At 67.1% G+C, this 21,427-nt stretch carries 13 protein-coding genes; all 13 read left to right on the top strand.

Features of this window, described 5'->3' with window-relative positions:
* Window positions 1–38: 38 nt before the first annotated feature.
* The 13 genes from IQ458_RS08215 (at window position 39) to IQ458_RS08275 (ending at window position 21,155) form a co-directional block, all read left to right on the top strand.
* Window positions 39–1,028, top strand: coding sequence for a glucokinase (locus IQ458_RS08215; protein WP_183636555.1), 990 nt, complete (start codon window positions 39–41; stop codon window positions 1,026–1,028).
* A gap of 42 nt (window positions 1,029–1,070) precedes the next feature.
* Window positions 1,071–2,075, top strand: a complete 1,005-nt coding sequence (locus IQ458_RS08220; protein ID WP_183636551.1) for a glycosylasparaginase — start codon at window positions 1,071–1,073, stop codon at window positions 2,073–2,075.
* Complete coding sequence (locus tag IQ458_RS08225) at window positions 2,072–2,815, top strand: copper homeostasis protein CutC (RefSeq protein WP_203322491.1); 744 nt, start codon at window positions 2,072–2,074, stop codon at window positions 2,813–2,815. Before IQ458_RS08220 ends, IQ458_RS08225 begins: the two co-directional genes overlap by 4 nt.
* Before the next feature lie 340 nt (window positions 2,816–3,155).
* Window positions 3,156–6,116 (top strand): TonB-dependent receptor plug domain-containing protein, encoded by a 2,961-nt coding sequence (locus IQ458_RS08230; RefSeq protein ID WP_203322492.1) that lies wholly within the window; start codon window positions 3,156–3,158, stop codon window positions 6,114–6,116.
* Window positions 6,117–6,405: 289 nt separating this feature from the next.
* Window positions 6,406–8,781 carry a GH92 family glycosyl hydrolase gene (locus IQ458_RS08235; protein WP_235996689.1) on the top strand — a complete coding sequence of 792 codons (2,376 nt, stop codon included), beginning with the start codon at window positions 6,406–6,408 and terminating at the stop codon, window positions 8,779–8,781.
* Between the two features lie 116 nt (window positions 8,782–8,897).
* Complete coding sequence (locus IQ458_RS08240) at window positions 8,898–9,974, top strand: LacI family DNA-binding transcriptional regulator (protein ID WP_203322494.1); 1,077 nt, start codon at window positions 8,898–8,900, stop codon at window positions 9,972–9,974.
* Window positions 9,975–10,022: 48 nt separating this feature from the next.
* Window positions 10,023–11,330, top strand: a complete 1,308-nt coding sequence (gene fucP, locus IQ458_RS08245) for an L-fucose:H+ symporter permease (RefSeq protein ID WP_203322495.1) — start codon at window positions 10,023–10,025, stop codon at window positions 11,328–11,330.
* A 7-nt stretch (window positions 11,331–11,337) separates the two neighbouring features.
* Window positions 11,338–12,339 (top strand): carbohydrate kinase family protein, encoded by a 1,002-nt coding sequence (locus tag IQ458_RS08250; protein ID WP_203322496.1) that lies wholly within the window; start codon window positions 11,338–11,340, stop codon window positions 12,337–12,339.
* The gene (locus IQ458_RS08255; protein ID WP_203322497.1) at window positions 12,326–13,525 is read left to right on the top strand and encodes an AGE family epimerase/isomerase; all 1,200 of its coding nucleotides are present in this window, start codon (window positions 12,326–12,328) and stop codon (window positions 13,523–13,525) included. Before IQ458_RS08250 ends, IQ458_RS08255 begins: the two co-directional genes overlap by 14 nt.
* Window positions 13,526–13,593: 68 nt before the next feature.
* Window positions 13,594–15,855: a family 20 glycosylhydrolase gene (locus IQ458_RS08260; protein ID WP_203322498.1), complete on the top strand. Its 2,262-nt coding sequence runs from the start codon at window positions 13,594–13,596 to the stop codon at window positions 15,853–15,855.
* 152 nt (window positions 15,856–16,007) lie between these two features.
* Window positions 16,008–18,686, top strand: a complete 2,679-nt coding sequence (locus IQ458_RS08265; RefSeq protein WP_235996665.1) for a beta-mannosidase — start codon at window positions 16,008–16,010, stop codon at window positions 18,684–18,686.
* 25 nt (window positions 18,687–18,711) lie between these two features.
* A complete protein-coding gene (locus IQ458_RS08270) occupies window positions 18,712–20,205 on the top strand; it encodes a glycoside hydrolase family 47 protein (RefSeq protein ID WP_235996666.1) in 1,494 nt (497 codons plus the stop codon).
* Window positions 20,206–20,444: 239 nt separating this feature from the next.
* Window positions 20,445–21,155, top strand: coding sequence for a response regulator transcription factor (locus IQ458_RS08275; RefSeq protein ID WP_192198656.1), 711 nt, complete (start codon window positions 20,445–20,447; stop codon window positions 21,153–21,155).
* The last annotated feature ends 272 nt before the right edge of the window (window positions 21,156–21,427 follow it).

Here is a 21,427-nt window from a genome sequence, read left to right on the forward strand (position 1 = left end):
CAGCGGTACCGTACCCGGCCAATCCTGAAGTGCCGCAAATGAGTCAGGCCACGCACGCCTCGCCCGGCCGCGAACTGATCGTTGCCGATGTCGGCGGAACCTTCGCCCGGCTGGCCAAGGTCGCGGTGGCGGCGGGGCATGCGCCGCGCGTCCTCGCGTACCAGAAGTACGCCTGCGCCGAATACCCCGACCTGGCCGCGATTCTGCACAGGTTCGCCGTCGATGAGCACGCCACGGCCGATGCCGCGGTGGTGGCGATCGCCGGGCTGCTGGATGGCGACACCCTGGTCAATTCCAACCTGCCGTGGCCGGTGTCGCTGGAGCGCACCCGGCAGGCCTCCGGTCTGGCGACGCTCTCGCTGATCAACGACTTCGAGGCGGTCGCCTACGCGATTCCCTATCTGCACGCCGACGGCCTGTCGCCGCTGAGCGGCGAGCATCCGCATACCTTCCATTGGCCGGCATTGGTGCTTGGGCCCGGTACCGGGCTCGGGGCGGCGCTGCGTTTCGAGGGCGGCACGCGGCCGGTGCTGGCCAGCGAGTTCGGCCATGCGGCGCTGGCGCCGGGCAATGCGCTGGAAATGGAAGTGCTGGCGCTGCTGATGAAGCGCTGGCCGCACGTGGACAACGAGCGCGTGCTGTCGGGCAACGGCCTGATGAACCTGTATCCGTGCCTGTGCGAGATTCGCGGCAGGACCCCGCGCTGGCAGACGCCCGAGCAACTGATCGCCGCCGCGCAGGCGGGCGAGGATCCGCTGGCGGTGGAAACCGTCGAGGTGTTCTGCGGCTGGCTGGGCAGCCTGACCGGCGATCTGGCGATCGCGTTCGGCGCCAAGGCGGTCTATCTGGCGGGTGGCATCTCCGGCCATATCGAACAGTTCCTGCGCAACGGCAGATTCCGCGAGCGCTATCTCAACAAGGGCGTGCTCGGCCACGTGCTGCGGCACGTGCCGGTGTGGCGGGTCGATCACGGCCAACTTGGCGTGATGGGCGCGGCCGCGTGGTACGCCTCGCACCACCTGGATTGAATCGACACGGCGCCGCGCGCGCCCATCCCGAGGGAGGATCCGATGACTGATCGCAGGCAGTTCCTGCAGGCCGGCCTGTTGGCCGCCGGTGCCCTGTCGTTGCCCGCCATGCGCGCGGGCGCCGCTTCCGCTCCCGGTGCGCGGGTGGTGTCCACCTGGGATTTCGGCGTGCCCGCCAACCAGGCGGCCTGGCCGGTGCTGGCCCGCGGCGGCACCGCGCTGGACGCGGTGGAAACCGGGGCGCGCTGGGCCGAGAGCGAGCTGTGCAATCCCACCGTCGGCCATTGCGGCAATCCGGATCGCGACGGCGTGCTGACCCTGGACGCCAGCATCATGGACGGCGACGGCCGCTGCGGTTCGGTGGCCGCGCTGGAGGACATCCTGCATCCGATCTCGGTGGCGCGCCGCGTCATGGAGAAAACCCCGCACGTGATGCTGGTGGGCGAGGGCGCCCAGCAGTTCGCGGTCGCCGAAGGCTTCGAGAAGAAGCGCCTGCTCACGCCGCAGGCCGAGAAGGCGTGGCGCGACTGGCTGAAGACCGCCGAGTACAAGCCGGAGATCAACGCCGAGCGGCGCGGACAGCCCGGCAACAAGGACAACCACGACACCATCGGCATGCTCGCCATCGATGCGCAGGGCCGGCTGGCCGGCGCCTGCACCACCAGCGGCATGGCCTGGAAGATGCACGGCCGGGTCGGCGATAGTCCGATCATCGGCGCCGGCCTCTACGTCGACAACGAGGTCGGCGCCGCCACCGCCTCCGGGGTGGGCGAGGAGATGATCCGCAACGCCGCCAGTTTCCTGGTGGTCGAACTGATGCGCCAGGGCCGCTCGCCGATGGACGCCTGCCGCGAAGCCATCGACCGGGTGGTGCGCAAGCGTCCGGAGGCCAGCAAGAACCTGCAGGTGTGCTTCCTGGCGCTCAACAAGCATGGCGAGGTCGGGGCGTTCGCCCTGCATCGCGGTTTCGTCTATGCGGTATGCGATGCCGGCAAGCGCGACGATCTGCGCGAATCCGGCTCGGTCTACACGACCACGCAGTCATGAACGAAAAGCCCGACGGCTGCCTGCTGGAAATCGCCGCCAACTCGCACCTGTCCGCGCTCGCGGCGCAGGCCGGCGGCGCGGATCGGATCGAGCTGTGCGAGAACCTGGGCGAGGGCGGCACCACGCCTTCCTACGGCACCCTGGCGAGGACCCGGGACCGGTTGTCGATTCCGATCTTCGTGCTGATCCGGCCGCGGGCCGGCGACTTCCTGTATGGCCCGGAAGAAACCGAGGTGATGCTGCATGACATCGCGGCCTGCCGGCAGCTGGGCTGCGACGGCGTGGTGATTGGCGCACTTGACGCGGGCGGCGACATCGACCTGCCGCTGTGCCGCGAGTTGGTGTCGGCGGCATCGGGTATGGGTGTCACGTTCCATCGCGCCTTCGACGCGGTCCGCGATCCGGCCAGGGCGCTGGAAGCGATCGTGGCGCTGGGATGTGATCGGGTGCTGACCTCGGGTGGCCAGGCCGACGCGGTGCTGGGTGCCGCGGCGATCGCCGGCCATGTGCGGCAGGCGGCCGGTCGCATCGGGATCCTGGCCGGGGCCGGGCTGACGCCGGGCAATGTCGCGGGACTGGTGCGGGCGACCGGCGTGAACGAGGTGCATGCCTCGGCCAAGGCGCGGCGCGCCACGGCAATGGCGTTCCATAACCCGGCGCTGGCCGGGCTCGAGTACGACCGTCAGGAAACCGATCCGGCGATCGTCGCCGCGTTCAGGCGGGCACTCGCCGCGCGCTGAGCCGCGGGGCCAGGTGCGCAGCGGGCGGGCCTCGCGGGTGAGTTTGCGCACTTTGTTCATCCGCCTGTCATCGATGCATGGCAGGGGGCTGAAACCGCCACCCTCAAGCCATTGATTCGAAACATTTATCTCGATTCAAAATGCGAGCCTGGCTGATTTGCTGCGTTGCGGAATGCCATCCCGCATTTACGCATGCTTAATTTAGATCGATCCAGAGAGAGGCGCCTGAGCCATTAGAACGATTCAGGCGCGGGGTTAGATCGAGAGAAATCCTTCTGGACGCCGCCGTATCGCAAGTCAAACACCACACCAACTAACCACCCCCGAGTACTTCGCAAAAATGGCTCAGTCCACCCGTTACCGCCGCAACGTCCTGTCCAGCGCCCTGCTGCTGGCGATGCTGCCTTCGTTGTCCGTGGCCGCCCAGGAGGCCGCTTCTTCCGAATCCACCAAGGAACTCGATACCGTCACCGTCACCGGCTCGCGCATCAAGCGCGCCCAGGTGGAAGGTCCGGCGCCGGTCAATGTGATTACCGCCGACCAAATCAAGAAGGAAGGCTTCGTCACCGTCTATGACGTGTTGACCACCCTGACCGAAGCCACCGGCACGGTCGAGGCGGACTCCCAGTGGGGTTCGCATACTCCCAATGCCAGCGGCCTGAACCTGCGCGGCATGGGACCCAACCGCACGCTGTTGCTGGTCAACGGCCGCCGCGTCGCCGATTACCCGCTGCCGTATAACGGCGAAACCAATTTCTCCAACTACAGCAACATTCCCGCAGCCGCAGTCGAGCGCGTGGAAGTGCTGACCGGCGGCGCGTCGGCGATCTATGGTTCCGATGCCATCGCCGGCGTGGTCAACATCATCCTGAAGACGAACTACGACGGCGACGAAGTCCGCCTCCGCGGTGGTTCCTCGACCGAAGGCGGTCGCGATTCCTGGGATCTCTCCTGGGCGGGCGGCAAGACCGGGCAGCAGTGGAGCGTCACCTATGCGCTGCAGTACAACAAGCGCGATCCGCTGTTCGGCCGTGATCGTCCGGAGATGGACGACAATTCGGATGCACCGCGCTCTTCCTGGAACATGGAGCAGCGCAAGGTCGGCTTCCGCCCGAACACTGGTCTGGCGTTGATTGATGCTGGAAGCGGCACGCGCCTGGCGCCGCCGACGGGTACCTGCGAAAAGTTCGGTGGCGAGTACTACACCGCCGATCGCCTGGTCTACAACTACGGTACAGATACGATTACCAATACCGGGCAGTTGTGCGGCATGAGTGCCGACTATGCCAATTGGCTGCTCACCAGCGGTTCCGAGAACCTGTCCGGCAATCTTTACGCCACTTGGGATTTCGGCAACGGCATGCAGGCATGGTCGAACCTGGCCGTGTTCCATTCCGAGGCGCTCTGGGGCACCGCACCGCCAAGCGTGTATCTGGTCGACGATGCCAATGGCTACTTCATCGACCAGCCGTCGGGCCGTGCCCTGATTGGCTCGCGCCAGTTGACCCCGAACGAAGTCGGCGGCATTGACACGTTGCGCAATACCAACCGCGAGTTGTCGTGGGACTGGAGTGCCGGCCTGCGCGGCTCCTTCGCCGAACGATTCGACTGGAATGCGTCTATTGGCCGTTCCTACTACCGCGTGGAGGAGCGTCAGAACGTGGTCGACGAGCAGAAGTCGTATGACTACTTCCTCGGACCGCGTCTGGGCACCACGCCCGATGGCGAAGCCATCTACGATCTGAATGAAGAACGCTGGTGGAATCCGATCACACCGGGTGTCTACCACCAGATTGGTACCGTTGCAGTGAACAACGCCGCATCGTGGGTCAATCAGGCCTCGTTCGATGTTTCCGGTGATCTGTTCGAAGGCTGGGCCGGCCCGATTGGGTTCGCGGCGGTCGTGGAAGCGGCGCAGCAGGGCTATCGGTTGAACCCGGATGCCCGCGCCGGTATCGATTTCGATCTACAGAACGTGGATCGCGGCGGCGGCGAGCGCACCCGCTATTCGGCGGGCGTGGAATTCAAGGTGCCGCTGCTGACTTCGCTGACCGCCACCGCGGCGGCGCGCTATGACCGCTACGGCAGCTACAAGGCCTACAACAACGAGGCCGGCCTGGACATCGGTTCCCAGAAGGAAACCACCTGGAACATGGGCCTGGAGTGGCGTCCGTTGGACAATCTGCTGGTACGTGGCTCCTATGCGACCAGCTTCCATGCCCCGGACATGCACTACCTGCTGGGACAGCCAAGCTCTGCGGCGGTCACCACCACGGATCGCTTCACCTGCATCGACAGCGGAGCGTACCTCACCAACAACTGCGGTGTCGGCAATCCCGATGTCTGGTACACGTTCGACATCAATCGTCGTGGTACGCCGTACCTGAAGCCTGAAACGGGCGAGTCGTGGACCGTTGGCTTCGTCTGGGATCCGCTGCAGAACCTGTCGTTCTCGGCCGATTACTGGATGATCAAGTTGGAAGACATGATCGTCGACGTCGGCGCCGATGAAATCCTGGCGGCGGAAGCAGGTTGCCGAACCGGCATGAACATGGATGGCACGCCATGGTCGAACCCGGCCGGTGCCGAGTATTGCCAGGGTATCTACGATCGCGTGACGCGCGTCGATGGCCGGCTGGTCTCGATCGAGCGTGGTCCGTTCAACCTGGCCCAGCGCACCGTCAAGGGCGTGGACGTTACTGGTCGCTACCGTCTGGACACCGACAACTGGGGCAATTTCCAGTTTGGTTTCAACTACACCAACCAGTTGTCGACCAAGGAACAGCGCTACGAGAACGATCCGAACCCGGAGCGTCGTGACCGCGACCTGCGCAGCAAACTGCGTGCCAGCGTTGCCTGGCAGCGCGGCGACTGGAACGCCAACATCTACGCTGATCGCGTTGGTTCGGTGCCGGGCGTGCGCTATCACTGGGGAACCGATCGTCTGACCAACCCGGGCGGCTGCCTGCCATTCGCCGATGGCTATGTCCCCAGCGACAACCCGTCGCTGAACTGCCACGAGCCGGCCACGCTGCCGAATGGTCAGCCGAACCCGAACCCGAACGCCGGTCAGTCCACCAAGCGCTACTACGGACGCGTCGGACCGTTCATCACCTGGAACTTCAACGTCGGCTATCGCATCAGCGAACACGCCAAGCTGAATTTCTACGTGAACAACGCGTTCAACGCGGCCAGCTGGAACCACAAGGATCCGTACAAGCTCGACTATGACTTCGCCCCGACCCGCCTGTTGAGCGCGGTGGGTCGCGAGGTCGCGATGGAATACGTGTTCACGTTCTAAGCAGGCACCGGAGTTCTCCTCCGTCCTCCGGGACGGTCCGGGCAGGAGGGGCCGGCTACGGCCGGACCCTCCCGTCCGCTCCAGCTAGTCGCAGTACGCGTCATACAATCCGGCGGCATCCTCCCCGAGGGATGCCGTCCGGACTCCAGGAAGCTCCAACCCGCGGTCGCGAGACCGCACGCATACAAGGTAATCAGACCGCATGACACCGACGTCCCGAGTACCGGTTTCCACGCGCGCCCGTCCCGTCGCACTGGCCTTGGCCGGCCTGCTGGCGCTGGCCACGCCGATGATCCACGCCGCACCGGCGGTGGATCCGGTGAGCGAAGTGAACACCTTCATCGGCAGCAAGGACGACGGCAATACCTTCCCGGGCGCTTCGGCGCCATTCGGCCTGATCCAGGTCAGCCCCATCGGTGAGCACTACACGGGCTGGCGTTACGACGATCCCAAGATCCGCGGCTTCGGCCATTCGTTCCTGTCCGGCGCCGGTTGCTGGGAGCAGGGCGGCCAGGTCTCGGTCCTGCCGGTCACCGGCACGATCGGGCCGGGCGGCGATTTCGACACCAAGGATCCCAAGCGTTTCAACCACAAGACCTATGCCTCCCGCTACAGCCACGACGGCGAGGTGGGGCAGGCCGGTTACTACAAGGTGCGCCTGCTCGATTACGGCGGCATCGACGCCGAGGCGACCGCGCTGACCCGCGCGGCGGCCGAGCGCTATACCTTCTCCGCCGGCGCCAGCGAAGGCCACGTGCTGGTCAACGTGGCGCAGGCCAACGAGCGCCATTCGGTGATCGGCAGCACCATCGACGTGGTCGGCGATCGCGTGGTGGAAGGCAAGCTGGTCACCCGCAGCTTCTGCGGTGGCCACCAGTACACCACCTGGTTCCGCATCGAGTTCGATCGCCCGTTCAAGGCGTTCGGTACCTGGGGCGAGACTGGCGGCCTGCCGGGCGCGCGCCACAGCATGGAAGGCGAAGCCAAGCTCAACGGTGCCTGGCTGAGCTTCGACACGAGCAAGGGCAAGGCGGTCACCGCGATCAGCGCGATCTCCCACGTCGATGCCGAAGGCGCGCGCAACAACCTGCGCAGCGACGGCATGCGCGGCGGCAAGCTGCTCGGCTTCGAGCAGATGCGCAAGCAGGCCCAGGACACCTGGCGCAAGGAACTGGCCAGCATCCGCGTGCAGGGCGGCAACCGGGACGACCGCACGGTGTTCTACACCGCGCTGTACCACGCGCTGCTGCAGCCGCTGACCGGCAGCGACGCCGACGGCCGCTATCGCGGCTACGACGAGCAGATCCACCGCGCCGACGGCTGGACCTACTACGAGTACTTCTCGCTGTGGGACACCTACCGTTCGCAGAACCAGTTGCTGGCGATGCTGCGCCCCGAGCGCACCCGCGACATCGGCCGTTCGCTGCTGGCGATCCACGAGCAGGGCGGCTGGTTGCCGCGCTGGGGCTATGCCAACTTCGAGACCAACGTGATGACCGGTGACCCGGTCACCCCGTTCATGGTCGACCTGTGGCGTTTCGGCGCGCTCAAGGGCGTGGAGAAGCAGGCCTATGCGGCGCTGCGCCAGAACGCCTTCGAGATGCCGCCGACCAATTCGCGCCATGCCGGCCGTTCCGGCAACGCCAGCTATCTGGCCAACGGCTTCGTGCAGTACGACCGCGCCTGGCCGTCCAAGGGCATGGACGTGGATCCGCACCACGGCGGTTCGGCCACGCTGGAGTACGCGCTGGCCGACTGCTCGCTGGCGCAGATGGCCGACGGCCTGGGCCTGGGCGAGGACGTGGCGGTGTTGCGCGAGCGCGGCCGCAACTGGCGCAAGGTGTGGGACGCCGACGTGCGCGACGAGGAAACCGGCTTCACCGGCTTCCCGCGCGCGCGCATGGAGGACGGCGGCTGGTACGTGCCGGCCGACGGCCACTACAGCCCGCGTTCGCACCACGGCTTCCACGAAGGCACCGCCTGGCAGTACCAGTGGCTGGTCCAGCAGGACGTGCCCGGACTGGTCGAGGCGATGCACGGCGCAGAACAGGCGGGCAAGCGCCTGGACACCTTCTTCGCCTACGACGCGCTGGTGAAGGATCCGCTGCACGCGGCCCGCAAGGAGTGGGTGGTCGGCCCGTACAGCTACTACAACCAGTACCGCTACAACCCCAACAACGAGCCGGACCTGCACGCGCCGTGGATGTACACGCTGATCGGCCAGCCGTGGAAGACCACCACCGTGCTGCGCGCGGCCCAGCAGCTGTTCACCAACGCGCCCAACGGCGTCACCGGCAACGATGACCTCGGCACGATGTCGGCCTGGTACCTGTTCAGCGCGATGGGCCTGTATCCGGCCGTGCCCGGCACCGGCCAGTTCCTGCTGCATGCGCCGCGCTTCAGCCGGGTCGAGATGGACCTGGGCCAGGGCCGCACCCTGCGCATCGACGCGCCGGGCGCCGACGGCCGCACGCTGCAGTATGTCGATGGCGTGCGCGTGGACGGGCAGGCGTATGCGCCGGTCTGGCTGGACTGGAATCGCCTGCAGCAGGGCGGCCGGATCGAGTACGCGCTGACCGCCACGCCGCCGACCACCGGCTGGGGCACCCGCGCGGCCGATCTGCCGGCGTCGTTCTGCGCCGCTCCGTCCGCGGGCGGCCAGTGAGTTACCGCCATGTCCGCCGCCGCTCCGGCTATCTCTCCCACCGGTCCGGCGGCCGGCATGGCATTTTCCCCCGCGCGATCGTTTAGGCTTGCGGCTTCCCGGGACGTTACGAACAGATGAAAGACAAAGCCACCGCGACAGGGAAGGGTGCCCGCGCAGGCGCGGGCCGGAAGGCCGGCAAGCGGGCGGTCACGGTCACCGACATCGCCAATGCCATCGGGGTTTCGCGCGCGACCGTTTCACTGGTGCTGCGCGGCAGTCCGCTGGTGCACGCCGACACCCGCGCGCGGGTGGAAGCCGAGCTGCGCCGCCAGCGGTATGTCTACAACCGCGGCGCGGCCAACCTGCGCCGGCAGACGTCCTCCAGCGTCGCGCTGGTGATCAACGATCTGTCCAACCCGTTCTTCGCCGAATTCGCGGCGGGCGTGGACGAGGCGCTGGGCGCGCGTGGTTACGTGACCCTGCTCGGCAGCACCGCCGAATCGCCCGAACGCCAGCAGGCGGTGCTGTCCACGCTGATGGAACACATGCCGGCCGGACTGATCCTGTCGCCCGCCGAGGGCAGCGACAGCGCGCAGTTGCGGCAGGTGCTGGGCGCGCACGGCAACGTGCTGCTGTTCAACCGCGAACTGGATGGCGCCGACTGGGATTTCCTGGCGCTGGACAACCAGCGCGGCGCCTACATGGCGACGCAGCACCTGATCAATCTGGGCCATCGCCGCATCGCCTTCTTCGGAGGGCACGCGGATTCGTCGTCCTGCCGGCAGCGCCGCGCGGGCTACGCGCAGGCGATGCAGGAAGCCGGCCTGGCGGTCGAGGATGGGCGGATGATCGAGTCGGCGCCCAACCGGCTGGAAGCCGCCTCGCACACCGGCGAACTGTTCGCCAGCGAACCGGCCCCTACCGCGGCGGTCTGCTACAACGACACCGTCGCCCTTGGCCTGATGCTGGGCCTGGCGTCGCGCGGCATTCATCCGGGGCGCGATTTCGCGGTCACCGGATTCGACGATATTTCCGAGGCCGCGGTGACGTCGCCGCCGCTGACCACGCTGGCGGTGAACCCGCGCGAGCGTGGCCGGCAGGCCGCTGAACTGCTGCTGCGCCGCCTGGGCGAACCCGAGGCCCCGCCGCAGCGCACCACCGCATCGGTGGAGCTGCGCATCCGCGAAAGCAGCGGGGCGCCGCGCCCATGATGTCCTTCCGTTTCTCCGTATCCACCGAACCCTGAGGCGAGCCCCCGCATGGCCTTTGCTCCGACACCCCAGCCCCGGACCTCCGCCGCCGCCCCGGCGGTCAACACCCGCGTGGCCCTGGCCGTGGTCACCACGATCTTCTTCATGTGGGGCTTCCTGACCTGCCTCAACGACATCCTCATCCCGCACCTGAAGGCGGTGTTCGAGCTGAACTACGCGCGTGCGATGCTCGTGCAGTTCACTTTCTTCGGCGCCTACTTCCTGATGTCGCTGCCGGCCGGCCGGCTGGTCGCGCACCTGGGCTACAAGAAGGGAATCGTCGCTGGCCTGGTGATCGCCGGCATCGGCGCGCTGGGCTTCTGGCCGGCGGCCGAACTGCGCATCTATGAAGCCTTCCTCGGCGCGCTGTTCGTGCTGGCCACCGGCATCACCGTGCTGCAGGTGGCGGCCAATCCCTATGTCGCGCTGCTGGGACCGGAGCAGACCAGCTCCAGCCGGTTGACCCTGGCGCAGGCGTTGAATTCGCTGGGTACCACGCTGGCGCCGTACTTCGGTGGCGTGTTGATCCTGTCCAGCACGGTCAAGAGCGCAGAACAGATCGCCGTGATGCCGCAAGCCGAGCAGATCGCTTATCGCGTGCAGGAAGCGCAGGCCGTGCAAGGCCCGTATCTGGGGCTGGGCATCGCCCTGTTCCTGCTGGCCGTATTCGTGTTCCTGTTCCGGCTACCGGCCCTGACGGAAACCACCGAGCAGGCCGATCACAGCAAGCACACGCTGCGCGAGGCGCTCAGCCATCGCCATGTCATGTTCGGCGTTCTGGGCATCTTCTTCTACGTTGGTGCGGAAGTTGCCATTGGCAGCCTGATGGTCAACTACTTCTCGCTACCGGAAATCGCTGCCATCACGGAGGAGAAGGCGTCCAAGTACCTGATGGCCTACTGGTTCCTGGCGATGGTCGGACGCTTCGCCGGTTCGGCCATGATGGTCAAGCTCTCGCCGCGCAAGCTGTTGGCGACTTTCGCCGCCGGAAACATCGTGCTGCTGGCGATCACCATGAGTAATACCGGCATGGTGGCGGTCTACAGCCTGATTGGTGTCGGCCTGTTTAATTCGATCATGTTCCCGACCATCTTCGCGCTCAGCATCGAGCGGCTTGGACCACTGACGAACAAGGCCTCGAGCCTGCTGATCATGGCTATCGTCGGCGGCGCGGTCATCCCGCTGCTGCAGGGCATGCTGGCCGATCGCATCGGCCTGCATCATTCCTTCATCCTGCCGCTGCTCTGCTACGGCTACATCATCTTCTATGGCCTCTCGGGTTCGCGCCCGGACGCCTCGGCGGCCAAGGGAGCGTAAGGCCAAAATGTCGAAAATCGTTTGTTTCGGCGAGGTTTTGATCGATCTACTCGCCCAGCCCCCGGCCACGCCGGATACCCCGCGGGCGTTCCTGCAGTACGCCGGCGGCGCGCCCGCCAACGTGGCGGTGGCCGCGGCCCGGCTCGGCGCGGATACCCATTTCGCCGGCATGCTGGGCGAGGACATGTTCGGCGACTTCCTGCGCGAGAGCCTGGAATCGGCCGGCGTGGCGACCGACTGCATCGTGCGCACCGGCGAGGCCAAGACCGCGCTGGCCTTCGTCGCCCTGGACGCGACCGGCGAGCGCAGCTTCAGCTTCTACCGGCCGCCGGCGGCGGACCTGCTGTTCCGCACCGAGCATTTCCAGCCCGCCTGTTTCAACGGTACCGGCAGCTTCCACGTCTGTTCCAACAGCCTGACCGAGCCGACCATCGCCGAGACCACCTTCAACGGCATGCTGCGCGCGCGCGCGGCCGGCGCGGTGGTCAGCCTGGATCTGAACCTGCGCCCGGCCTTGTGGCCTGCGGGCGTGGATCCGGCGCCGCGGCTGTGGGAAGCGCTGGGCAATGCGGACCTGGTGAAGCTGTCGCAGGAAGAACTCGACTACCTGGCGCGTCCGTTCGGCGGTGGCGCGGAAGGCGAAACCCGGGTGCGCGAGCGCCTGTTCGAAGGCCAAGCCCAGTTGCTGATCATCACCGACGGTGCCGCGCCGATCCGCTGGTTCACCCGCCAGGCCAATGGACGCGTGAGCAGTTTCCGGGTCGAGACGCGCGACACCACCGCCGCGGGCGACGCCTTCGTCGGCGGCCTGCTGTTCCGGCTGGGGGAGCGGGGCGGGGACGGCGCCGGTTTCGCCGCGTTCTGCCACGACCGCGCGGCCATCGAGGACACCCTCCGCTTCGGCGCCGCCGTCGGCGCGCTGGCGGTGACCCGCAAGGGCGCCTTCGCCGCCATGCCGACCCTGGCCGAAGTCCAACAACTGCTGCAGGACCAACATGAGCACGCCTGATACCGCGCCGGATTTCCGGTCGCCCGCGTTCCTGCGCGAACACATCGCGCAGACCATGGCCTTCTACCATCCGCGCGCCATCGATCCGGCCGGCGGCTTCTTCCATTACTTCCGCGACGACGGCAGCGTCTACGACGCCGGCCATCGCCACCTGGTCAGCAGCACGCGCTTCGTCTTCAACTACGCGATGGCGTTCCGCGAATTCGGCAACGCCGAATACCTGGACGCGGTGAAGCACGGCCTGCGCTACCTGCGCGAGGTGCACCGCAACCCGGCCACCGGTGGCTACGCGTGGACGCTGCGCGACGGCGTGGTCGAGGACGACATGAACCACTGCTACGGCGTGGCCTTCGTCCTGCTGGCCTATTCCTGCGGCGTGAAGGCCGGCGTGGAAGAGGCGCGTGGCTGGATGGACGAAACCTGGAACCTGCTGGAGCAGCGGTTCTGGGAACCGGAATTCGGCTTGTACAAGGATGAGGCCGACGCGCAGTGGAACTTCACCGGCTATCGCGGCCAGAACGCCAACATGCATATGTGCGAGGCGATGCTGGCGGCGTTCGAGGCCACCGGCGAGCGCCGCTATGTCGAGCGTGCCCTGCAACTGGCCGACCACATGACCCGCCGGCAGGCCGCCAAGGCCGACGGACTGGTGTGGGAACACTACGACACCCAGTGGAACATCGACTGGGACTACAACCGCGACAATCCCAAGCACCTGTTCCGCCCGTGGGGATTCCAGCCCGGCCACCAGACCGAGTGGGCCAAGCTGCTGATGATCCTGGATCGCCATGTCGACGCCGATTGGCTGGTGCCGACCGCACGCCACCTGTTCGATGTCGCGGTGGCGCGTTCCTGGGACGAGACGCGTGGCGGTCTGTACTACGGCTTCGCCCCGGACGGCGCGGTGTGCGACGACGACAAGTATTTCTGGGTGCAGGCCGAATCGCTGGCCGCCGCCGCGCTGCTGGCGCAGGGCACCGGCGATGCGTCCTACTGGCAGTGGTATGACCGCCTGTGGGACTACTCCTGGAAGTACTTCGTCGATCACCGGTACGGCGCGTGGTACCGCATCCTGGATGCGGACAACCGCAAGTACAGCGACGAGAAGAGTCCGGCCGGCAAGACGGACTACCACACCATGGGCGCATGCCATGAGGTACTGAACGTGGTGCGCCCGCGCGGCTGAGCCGGGACACCACACCGAGCGAGGAGGGAAGGGCTTTGCACGGAACACACGCGTCAAGTTTTGGATCGATGCAACGTTGGCTGGCGGCAGGACTGGTCCTGCTGGCATCGGGATTCGCGCACGCACAGGCATCCGCACAGGCACCGGCGCCTTCGCTGGTGCCGTTGCCGGCATCGGTCAAACCGGAAACCGGAACCTTCGGGCTGTCGCCTGCCACGCGGCTGTGCGCGGAAGGCAAGGACGCGCAGGCGAATGCCGATCTGTTCAATGCCTGGCTGCGCGAGCGGCAAGGCTGGGCGCTGCGCGATTGCGGCAAGGCATCGGCGAAAACCGCCGACGTGATCCGGCTGGCGCCCGCCGGCAAGGACATCGCCGCCGAGGCCTACCAACTGCATGTGCAGCCGCAAGGCGTCAGCCTGCGCGGCGACGCCGCCGGCCAGTTCTATGGTGTGCAGACGCTGATGCAACTGCTGCCCATCGAGCGCGCCCAGCGGCTGGAGCTGCCGGCGCAGCGTATCGATGACGCGCCGCGCTTCGCCTATCGCGGCATGCACCTGGACGTGGGCCGCCACCTGTTCCCGGTTGATTTCATCAAGCGGCTGCTGGACCGGATGGCGCACTACAAGCTCAACCGCTTCCACTGGCATCTCACCGACGATCAGGGCTGGCGCATCGAGATCAAGCGCTATCCGCGCCTGACCGAAGTGGGCGGGCAGCGCAAGGAAACCGACGGCGACGGCAAACCCTACGGCGGCTTCTACACCCAGGACGAGGTGCGCGACGTGGTCGCCTACGCGGCGTCGCTGCACATCACGGTGATTCCGGAAATCGAGATGCCGGGCCATGCGCTGGCCGCCTTGGCCGCCTATCCGGAACTGGGCTGCACGCCGGGACCGTTCGAGACCGGCACCACCTGGGGCGTGTTCGACGACATTTTCTGCCCGACCGAGCCGACCTTCACCTTCCTGGAGAACGTGCTGGACGAGGTCATCCCGCTGTTCCCGGCGCCGTACGTGCACATCGGCGGCGACGAAGCGCCGAAGACGCGCTGGCAGCAGAGCGCGGCGGCGCAGGAAGTCATCCGCCGCGAAGGCCTGAAGGACGAACACGAACTGCAGAGCTGGTTCATCCGCCGGATGGAGCGCTTCCTGCACTCGCGCGGCAAGCGCCTGATCGGCTGGGATGAAATCCTCGAAGGCGGCCTTGCCCCGGATGCGACGGTGATGTCGTGGCGCGGCGAGGCCGGCGGGATCGCCGCCGCGCGCCACGGCAACGACGTGATCATGTCGCCGACGCGCTGCTGCTACCTCGACTATGGCCAGGGTCCCAAGGACACCGAACTGTGGCAGAAGGGTGGCGAGCTGCCGATCGAGACGGTCTATGCCTACGACCCGGTGCCGGTGGAACTGGAGGCCGACAAGCGCCACCACATCCTCGGCGTGCAGGCGAACGTGTGGACCGAGCGCATGCCGCGCGAGGAAGTGGTCGAATACATGGTGTTCCCGCGTCTGCTGGCGCTGGCCGAGATCGCGTGGACGCCGCAGGCGCAGCGCGATTTCGACGCCTTCGATCGACGCCTGTCCGGCCAGTATCCGCGCCTGGCACAGGCCGGACTGCGTTACCGCATTCCGGCGCCCTGGGGCCTGCGCGACGGCCTGGCGGTGGAACAGGATCAGTACACCCTGGACCTGCGGCCACGCGTGCCCGGCAGCCGCATCCACTACACCCTGGACGGCAGCGTCCCGAACACCGCCTCGCCGCGGGCGACCGGACCGGTCAGCGTCACCGTGCCGGCCGACGGCGCGGTCACGGTGCGCACGCTGACGATCACCGCCGATGGGCGCGAGAGCGGCATCCACCGCGCGATCCTGCGCAACCGCCGCTACAAGCCGGCGCAGCCGGAACCGAAGGAAGCGCGCGCCTCCGGCGTGTCCTACCGTTACTACGAAGGCACCTTCGACCGGTTCGCCGAGATGGAAGCGGCCAAGCCGGTGCGCAGCGGCAGCGCGCAGTCGTTCGATTGGCGCGGCTACGGCCGCCACGAGCATTTCGGGCTGGTGTTCGAAGGCTGGCTGCACGTGCCCGAAGACGGCCTGTACCGTTTCCGCGCACAGGCCGACGATGCTTCCGCGCTGTACATCGACGGCGAGGCGGTAGTGCGCAACGAGACCTACGATCAGCCGGTGGAAGGCAGCGTGCCGCTGCGCCGCGGCTGGCACCGGCTGCGGCTGGATTTCTACCAGCGTTCGGGCGATATCGGCCTCGGGCTGAGCTGGGCGAAGGGCGAGGCGTCGCTGAAACCGCTGGACGCGACGCAGCTGCGGCATTGAAGCAGGAGGTCCGGCCGGATCCGGGATGCCGGGTCGCGGACGGACGCACGGGGTCCCGCGACGCGCGTGCGTGGCGGGAACGGCGCAGGATCAGGCCACGCGGGTGCCATCACGGCACCGAGCCACGTCGGCCGAGGAGGAGGAGCGAGTTCATGAGAGTCCAACCCATTGCCGCCACGGTTCCCGCCTGGATGCGCGCGATGCTCTGCGTCGCGTGGCTGTTGCTGGGCACCACCGCGATCGCGCAGCCGGCCGCGCAGTCACAGGCGGTCAGCGCCGACTGGCGCTTCCGCCTATTGCCCGGCGACGCCCAGCTCGCGGCGCACCCGCAAGCCGCCGGATGGGCGAAGGCCGCGGTGCCGGGCACGGTCCACACCGATCTGTTCGCCAATGGGGTGATTCCGGATCCCTACGTCGGCGCGCCGGAAGCCGGGCTGCAATGGATCGGGCTGGCCGATTGGGAGTACCTGGGCCGCTTCGATGTCGATGCCGCGACCCTGGCGCGCCCGCACGCGGAACTGGTGTTCGAGGGACTGGATACCTTCGCCGAGGTCGAACTCAACGGCCAGCCGTTGCTGAAGGCGGACAATAGCCACCGCACCTGGCGCGCGCGCGTGGACGGGCGGCTGAAGGCCCGCGGCAACGAGCTGCGGGTGGTGTTCCGTTCGCCCATCCGCACGCTGCTGCCGAAGGTGCAGGCGATGCCGCACAAGATCGCCGGCAACTATCCCTCGCCCTATGGCGACGAGCCGAAGGACGCGATGGTCGGCAACTTCGTGCGCAAGCCCGGTTACCACTTCGGCTGGGACTGGGGCCCGCGCTACGTGACCGCCGGCATCTGGCGGCCGATCCGGCTGGAGAGCTGGAACGACCTGCGCATCACCGATCTGGCCGTGCGCACCGATGCGCTGGACGAGCGCCAGGCGCGGCTGGCCGTGCTGGTGGAGGTCGATGCCGCGCGTGCCGGTTCCGCGGACGTGGAGGTCGAAGTACTGGACCCGGATGGGCGCCGCGTCGATGTCCTGCGCCGCAAGGCCGCGCTGACCGCCGGTGTCCAGCCGGTGACGGTGGAAATGACCCTGCCCAAGCCGCGTCGCTGGTGGCCGGTGGGCTACGGCGAACAGGCGCGCTACACCTTCCGCGCCACCGTGAAGGCCAAGGGCGGGCAGGCGGGCAGCGAGCGCCGCACCGGCCTGCGCACGATCGAACTCAGGCGCGATGTCGACGCGGACGGGCAGGGCCAGGGCTTCGCCTTCGTGATCAACGGCGTGCCGGTGTTCGCCAAGGGTGCGAACGTCATCCCGTTCGACGCGTTCCCGCCGCGAGCCGACGAGAAGCGCGTGCGCGCGGCGTTGACCGCCGCCCGCGACGCCAACATGAACATGCTGCGCAACTGGGGCGGCGGCTATTACGAAGACGATGTGTTCTTCGAGATCGCCGACGAACTCGGCCTGCTGGTCTGGCAGGACTTCATGTTCGGCGGCGGCATGCAGCCGGGCTACGACCCGGCGTTCCGGGCCAACGTGGTCGCCGAGGCGCACGACAACATCCGCCGCCTGCGCCACCACCCCAGCATCGTGCTTTGGTGCGGCAACAACGAGGAAGAGACCGCGTGGAAGGACTGGGGCCACCGCAAGCAGCTGGTGGCGGCGGATCCGGTGTTCGCCGACAAGGTCTGGCAGGGCTACGTGGCGCTGTTCGGCCAGGATCTGCGCCAGGTGGTGGGCGAGCAGGGACTGGGCGTGCCGTACTGGTCCAGTTCACCCAGCAACGATCTGGACGAGAAGGCCAACGATTCGCGCAAGGGCGACAAGCATTACTGGGACGTCTGGGCCGGTTCCAAGCCGGTGCAGGCCTACCTGGACGAAACCCCGCGCTTCATGTCCGAGTTCGGCCTGCAGGCGTGGCCGGACATGCGCACCATCGCCAGCTTCGCCAGGCCGGAAGAGCAGGCGGTCGACAGCCTGGTGATCAAGGCGCACCAGAAGTTCCTGGCCGGCGAGGGCAACACCCGGCTGTCGCTCTACATCGAGCGCGAGTACGGCAAGCCGCGCGACTTCCCCGGCTTCGTCTACCTGAGCCGGGTGATGCAGGCCGACGGCATCGGGCTGGCCGCGCTGCATCACCGCGCCTCGCGGCCGTACACGATGGGTTCGCTGTACTGGCAGCTCAACGACGTATGGCCGGGCGCCTCGTGGTCGAGCGTGGACTTCTACGGACGCTGGAAGCCGCTGAACTTCCACGCGCGCCGGTTCTTTGCGCCGCTTGCGGTCGCGGCGCTGCGCAAGGAGGGCGTGACCCGGTTGTCGCTGCTGTCCGACCTGACCACCGCGACGGAGGCCGAATGGCGCCTGCGTGTGATGGATTTCGATGGTCGCGTGCTGAAGGAACGCCGCCAATCGGCCACGCTCGCGGCGCTGGCGGCCACGCCGGCCGGCGAGTTCGGCGACGCTGAATTGCTGGGCGGCGCGGATCCCGCGCGCACGTTCGCGGTGTTCGATCTGGTCCGCGGCGGCGAGACGGTTTCGCGCGGACTGGTCTACTTCACCGCGCCGAAGGACCTGCGCCTGCCGGCGCCGCGCATCGACACCGAGCTGGCCGCCGATGGCGACGGTGACGGTTATCTGCTGACCCTGCGTTCGCCGGTGTTCGTGCGTGCGTTGTGGCTGGACTTCGGCGATCTGGACGCGACGCTGTCCGACAACGCGCTGGACCTGCTGCCGGGCGAAGCCGTCAGCCTGCGCGTGTCCTCGAAGACCGACGCGGCGGCGCTGCGCAAGGCGCTGACCCTTCAATCCCTCGCCGACGCGATGTCCGCGCCGGCTCCCTGATCGTTTTCCGCAAAGAGGAACTCCCATGCACGACGTATCGAACCCGACGAATTCCCCCCGTCGCGCCCTGCGTGGCCAGCGCCTGGCCGGCGCGGTGGTGATGGCGCTGACCCTGGTGACGGGCACCGCCTGCAATCAGAAGCCGGCGGCCGAAACGGCCGCGCCCACGACCACCGAAACACCGGCGCCGGCCGCCAAGGCCGCGAACGCGGACGTGCCGGCGGTGGACGAGGCCGAGGCCGCACGCCTGGCCGAACAGGTCAAGGCCGAAACCCGCCATGCGTGGCAGGGCTACATGCAGTTCGCCAAGGGTCACGATGATCTGAAACCGATCAGCGGCCAGCCGCGCGACTGGTACGAGAAGTCGCTGCTGATGTCGCCGGTGGACGCGCTGGATACGCTGATCCTGCTGGGCCTGGACAAGGAAGCGACCGAAGCGCGCGAGCTGATCGCCACCCAGCTCTCGTTCGATCACGACATGTACGTGCAGAACTTCGAGATCACCATCCGCCTGCTCGGCGGGCTGATCTCCGGCTACCAGCTCAGCGGCGACGAGCGCCTGCTCAAGCTGGCCGAGGATCTGGGCAAGCGCCTGTTGCCGGTGTTCGAAAGCAAGACCGGGCTGCCGTACACCCACGTCAACCTGCGCACCGGCAAGGTCCGCGGCACCGTCAGCAATCCGGCCGAGACCGGCACCCTGCTGATCGAGTTCGGCGCGCTGAGCAAGCTGACCGGAAATCCGATCTATTACGACAAGGCCAAGCGGGCGCTGACCGAAACCTTCAACCGCCGCTCCAGGATCGGCCTGGTCGGTCTGAACATCAACGTCGAAACCGGCGAGTGGACCAATCCGACCAGCCATATCGCCGGCGGCATCGACTCGTACTACGAGTACCTGTTCAAGTGCTGGAAGCTGTTCGGCGATGCCGACTGCAAGCGCATGTGGGACGAGAGCATCGGTCCGATCAACCAGTACCTGGCCGATGAAGTGCGCGAGGGCGACCTGTGGTACGGCTATGCCGACATGAACACCGGCAAGCGCACCCAGACCACCTACGGCGCGCTGGACGCGTTCATGCCGGGCCTGCTGGCGTTCGGTGGCGATCTCGAGCGCGCCAAGCGCCTGCAGGAATCCGGCCTGAAGATGTGGCGCCTGCACGGCATCGAGCCGGAAGCGATCGACTACGGCAAGATGGAAGTGACCTCGCCGGGCTATCCGCTGCGTCCGGAGATCGTCGAGTCGGCGTACTACCTGCATCACTACACCGGCGATGCGCGCTATCGCGGCATGGGCAAGGAGTTCTTCGAGGACTTCGTCCGCCACACCCGCACCGAGCATGGCTTCGCAGCGCTGAAGGACGTGCGCAGCAAGGAGAAGAACGACTCGATGGAAAGCTTCCTGTTCGCCGAGACCTTCAAGTACTACTACCTGCTGTTCGCGCCCAAGACCGCGCTGGACTTCGACGCGGTGGTGTTCAATACCGAGGCCCACCCGATCCGGAAGACCTGGAAGGACTGAGTCCGGACTTCATCGCCGCGGCACCCGAATGCCCGTCCCCAGGACGGGCATTTTTTTTGCCCGCGGGGCCGTACCCGAGCGGGCATGGGGCCAGTTTCGGAGAGCATGGGAGAGCAGGGGAGAGCATCGGAAAATCAGATGCGGCGGAGGGCACGATCGGTAACCGTTATCACGACGGATCCGATATGCTGAAAGCGTAATGCGAATCACAACACTAGGCATCCAACCTGCTTGACTCCATGCCCGAAGCCCCCCTGACGCCCGCCCGCATCGCGGTGACGGAAGACGACGACGAACTTCGCGAACTGCTCGTGTCGGAACTTGCCGAGCGCGGTTTCCAGGCCGTGGGGTTCGCCAGCGCCGAAGCGCTTTACCGGCACCTGGCCGTGCAGCCCTGCGACATCGTGCTGCTGGACATCGGTCTTCCCGGCGAGGACGGCTACGCGGTTGCCCGCCACCTGCACCAGATCGCTTCGGTCGGCATCGTGATGCTCACCGCGCGCGGGAAGAGCGACGACATGGCGCGGGGGCTCAGCACGGGCGCGGATCTGTATCTGGTCAAGCCCGTGGACATGGATGTACTGGCCGCGGGTATCGCCAGCCTGCGGCGTCGCCTGTCCGCTTCCGACCGGAGCGTGCCGGCGGAGCCCGCGCCACGTTGGGCGCTGGTCGCCGGTGGCTGGAAGCTGCGCACGCCCGACGGCGTGGAGTTGAGCCTGGGCGAAGCGGAACGGGTTTTCCTGCGCATGTTGTTCGAACAGCCTGGCGAACCGGTGGAACGCGAACGCTTGATCGCCGGCATGACCGAGTCGCCTGCTGATTTCGATCCGCATCGGCTCGAAGTACTGCTGCATCGCCTGCGCCAACGCGTACGGGGTGCGAGCGGACACGCGCTGCCACTGCGCGCGGTGCGCGGCATCGGCTATCTGTGGTTGCACGAGGGCGGCTGAGCAGGCCCAGTCCATCGCGCGTTCCTGTTCGTGCGCGGTGTTGCGCGAGAGTGTTCGAGAGCGATTGAAAGTGTGAGTGATGTTCCGTTATTGAGGTGATAAGAATCACAAAATAAGATTCCCCTGCCGTTGCAGCGCACAAAACCTGCGCTTGGCGGCCGCGTCGTTTCCGGCGCGAGAGCCACCGTCTTTCGGGAAGTCCGGTTCATCGCGGCGACTGCCGCCAGGACCGTTCTTCGCGCCGACGGCTACCAGGACCGCCCGCAAGGCGG

Origin of the sequence: Pseudoxanthomonas beigongshangi (genome assembly GCF_016820515.1) — a bacterium.
GTDB lineage: Bacteria > Pseudomonadota > Gammaproteobacteria > Xanthomonadales > Xanthomonadaceae > Pseudoxanthomonas_A > Pseudoxanthomonas_A beigongshangi.

Excerpts from the sequence above, each read along its gene's own strand:
- IQ458_RS08240 (WP_203322494.1), top strand. The coding sequence starts at position 8,898 with ATGAAAGACAAAGCCACCGCGACAGGGAAGGGTGCCCGCGCAGGCGCG.
- IQ458_RS08250 (WP_203322496.1), top strand. The coding sequence starts at position 11,338 with ATGTCGAAAATCGTTTGTTTCGGCGAGGTTTTGATCGATCTACTCGCC.
- IQ458_RS08230 (WP_203322492.1), top strand. The coding sequence starts at position 3,156 with ATGGCTCAGTCCACCCGTTACCGCCGCAACGTCCTGTCCAGCGCCCTG.
- IQ458_RS08270 (WP_235996666.1), top strand. The coding sequence starts at position 18,712 with ATGCACGACGTATCGAACCCGACGAATTCCCCCCGTCGCGCCCTGCGT.
- IQ458_RS08215 (WP_183636555.1), top strand. The coding sequence starts at position 39 with ATGAGTCAGGCCACGCACGCCTCGCCCGGCCGCGAACTGATCGTTGCC.
- IQ458_RS08265 (WP_235996665.1), top strand. The coding sequence starts at position 16,008 with ATGAGAGTCCAACCCATTGCCGCCACGGTTCCCGCCTGGATGCGCGCG.
- IQ458_RS08220 (WP_183636551.1), top strand. The coding sequence starts at position 1,071 with ATGACTGATCGCAGGCAGTTCCTGCAGGCCGGCCTGTTGGCCGCCGGT.
- fucP (WP_203322495.1), top strand. The coding sequence starts at position 10,023 with ATGGCCTTTGCTCCGACACCCCAGCCCCGGACCTCCGCCGCCGCCCCG.
- IQ458_RS08260 (WP_203322498.1), top strand. The coding sequence starts at position 13,594 with ATGCAACGTTGGCTGGCGGCAGGACTGGTCCTGCTGGCATCGGGATTC.
- IQ458_RS08225 (WP_203322491.1), top strand. The coding sequence starts at position 2,072 with ATGAACGAAAAGCCCGACGGCTGCCTGCTGGAAATCGCCGCCAACTCG.
- IQ458_RS08235 (WP_235996689.1), top strand. The coding sequence starts at position 6,406 with ATGATCCACGCCGCACCGGCGGTGGATCCGGTGAGCGAAGTGAACACC.
- IQ458_RS08275 (WP_192198656.1), top strand. The coding sequence starts at position 20,445 with ATGCCCGAAGCCCCCCTGACGCCCGCCCGCATCGCGGTGACGGAAGAC.
- IQ458_RS08255 (WP_203322497.1), top strand. The coding sequence starts at position 12,326 with ATGAGCACGCCTGATACCGCGCCGGATTTCCGGTCGCCCGCGTTCCTG.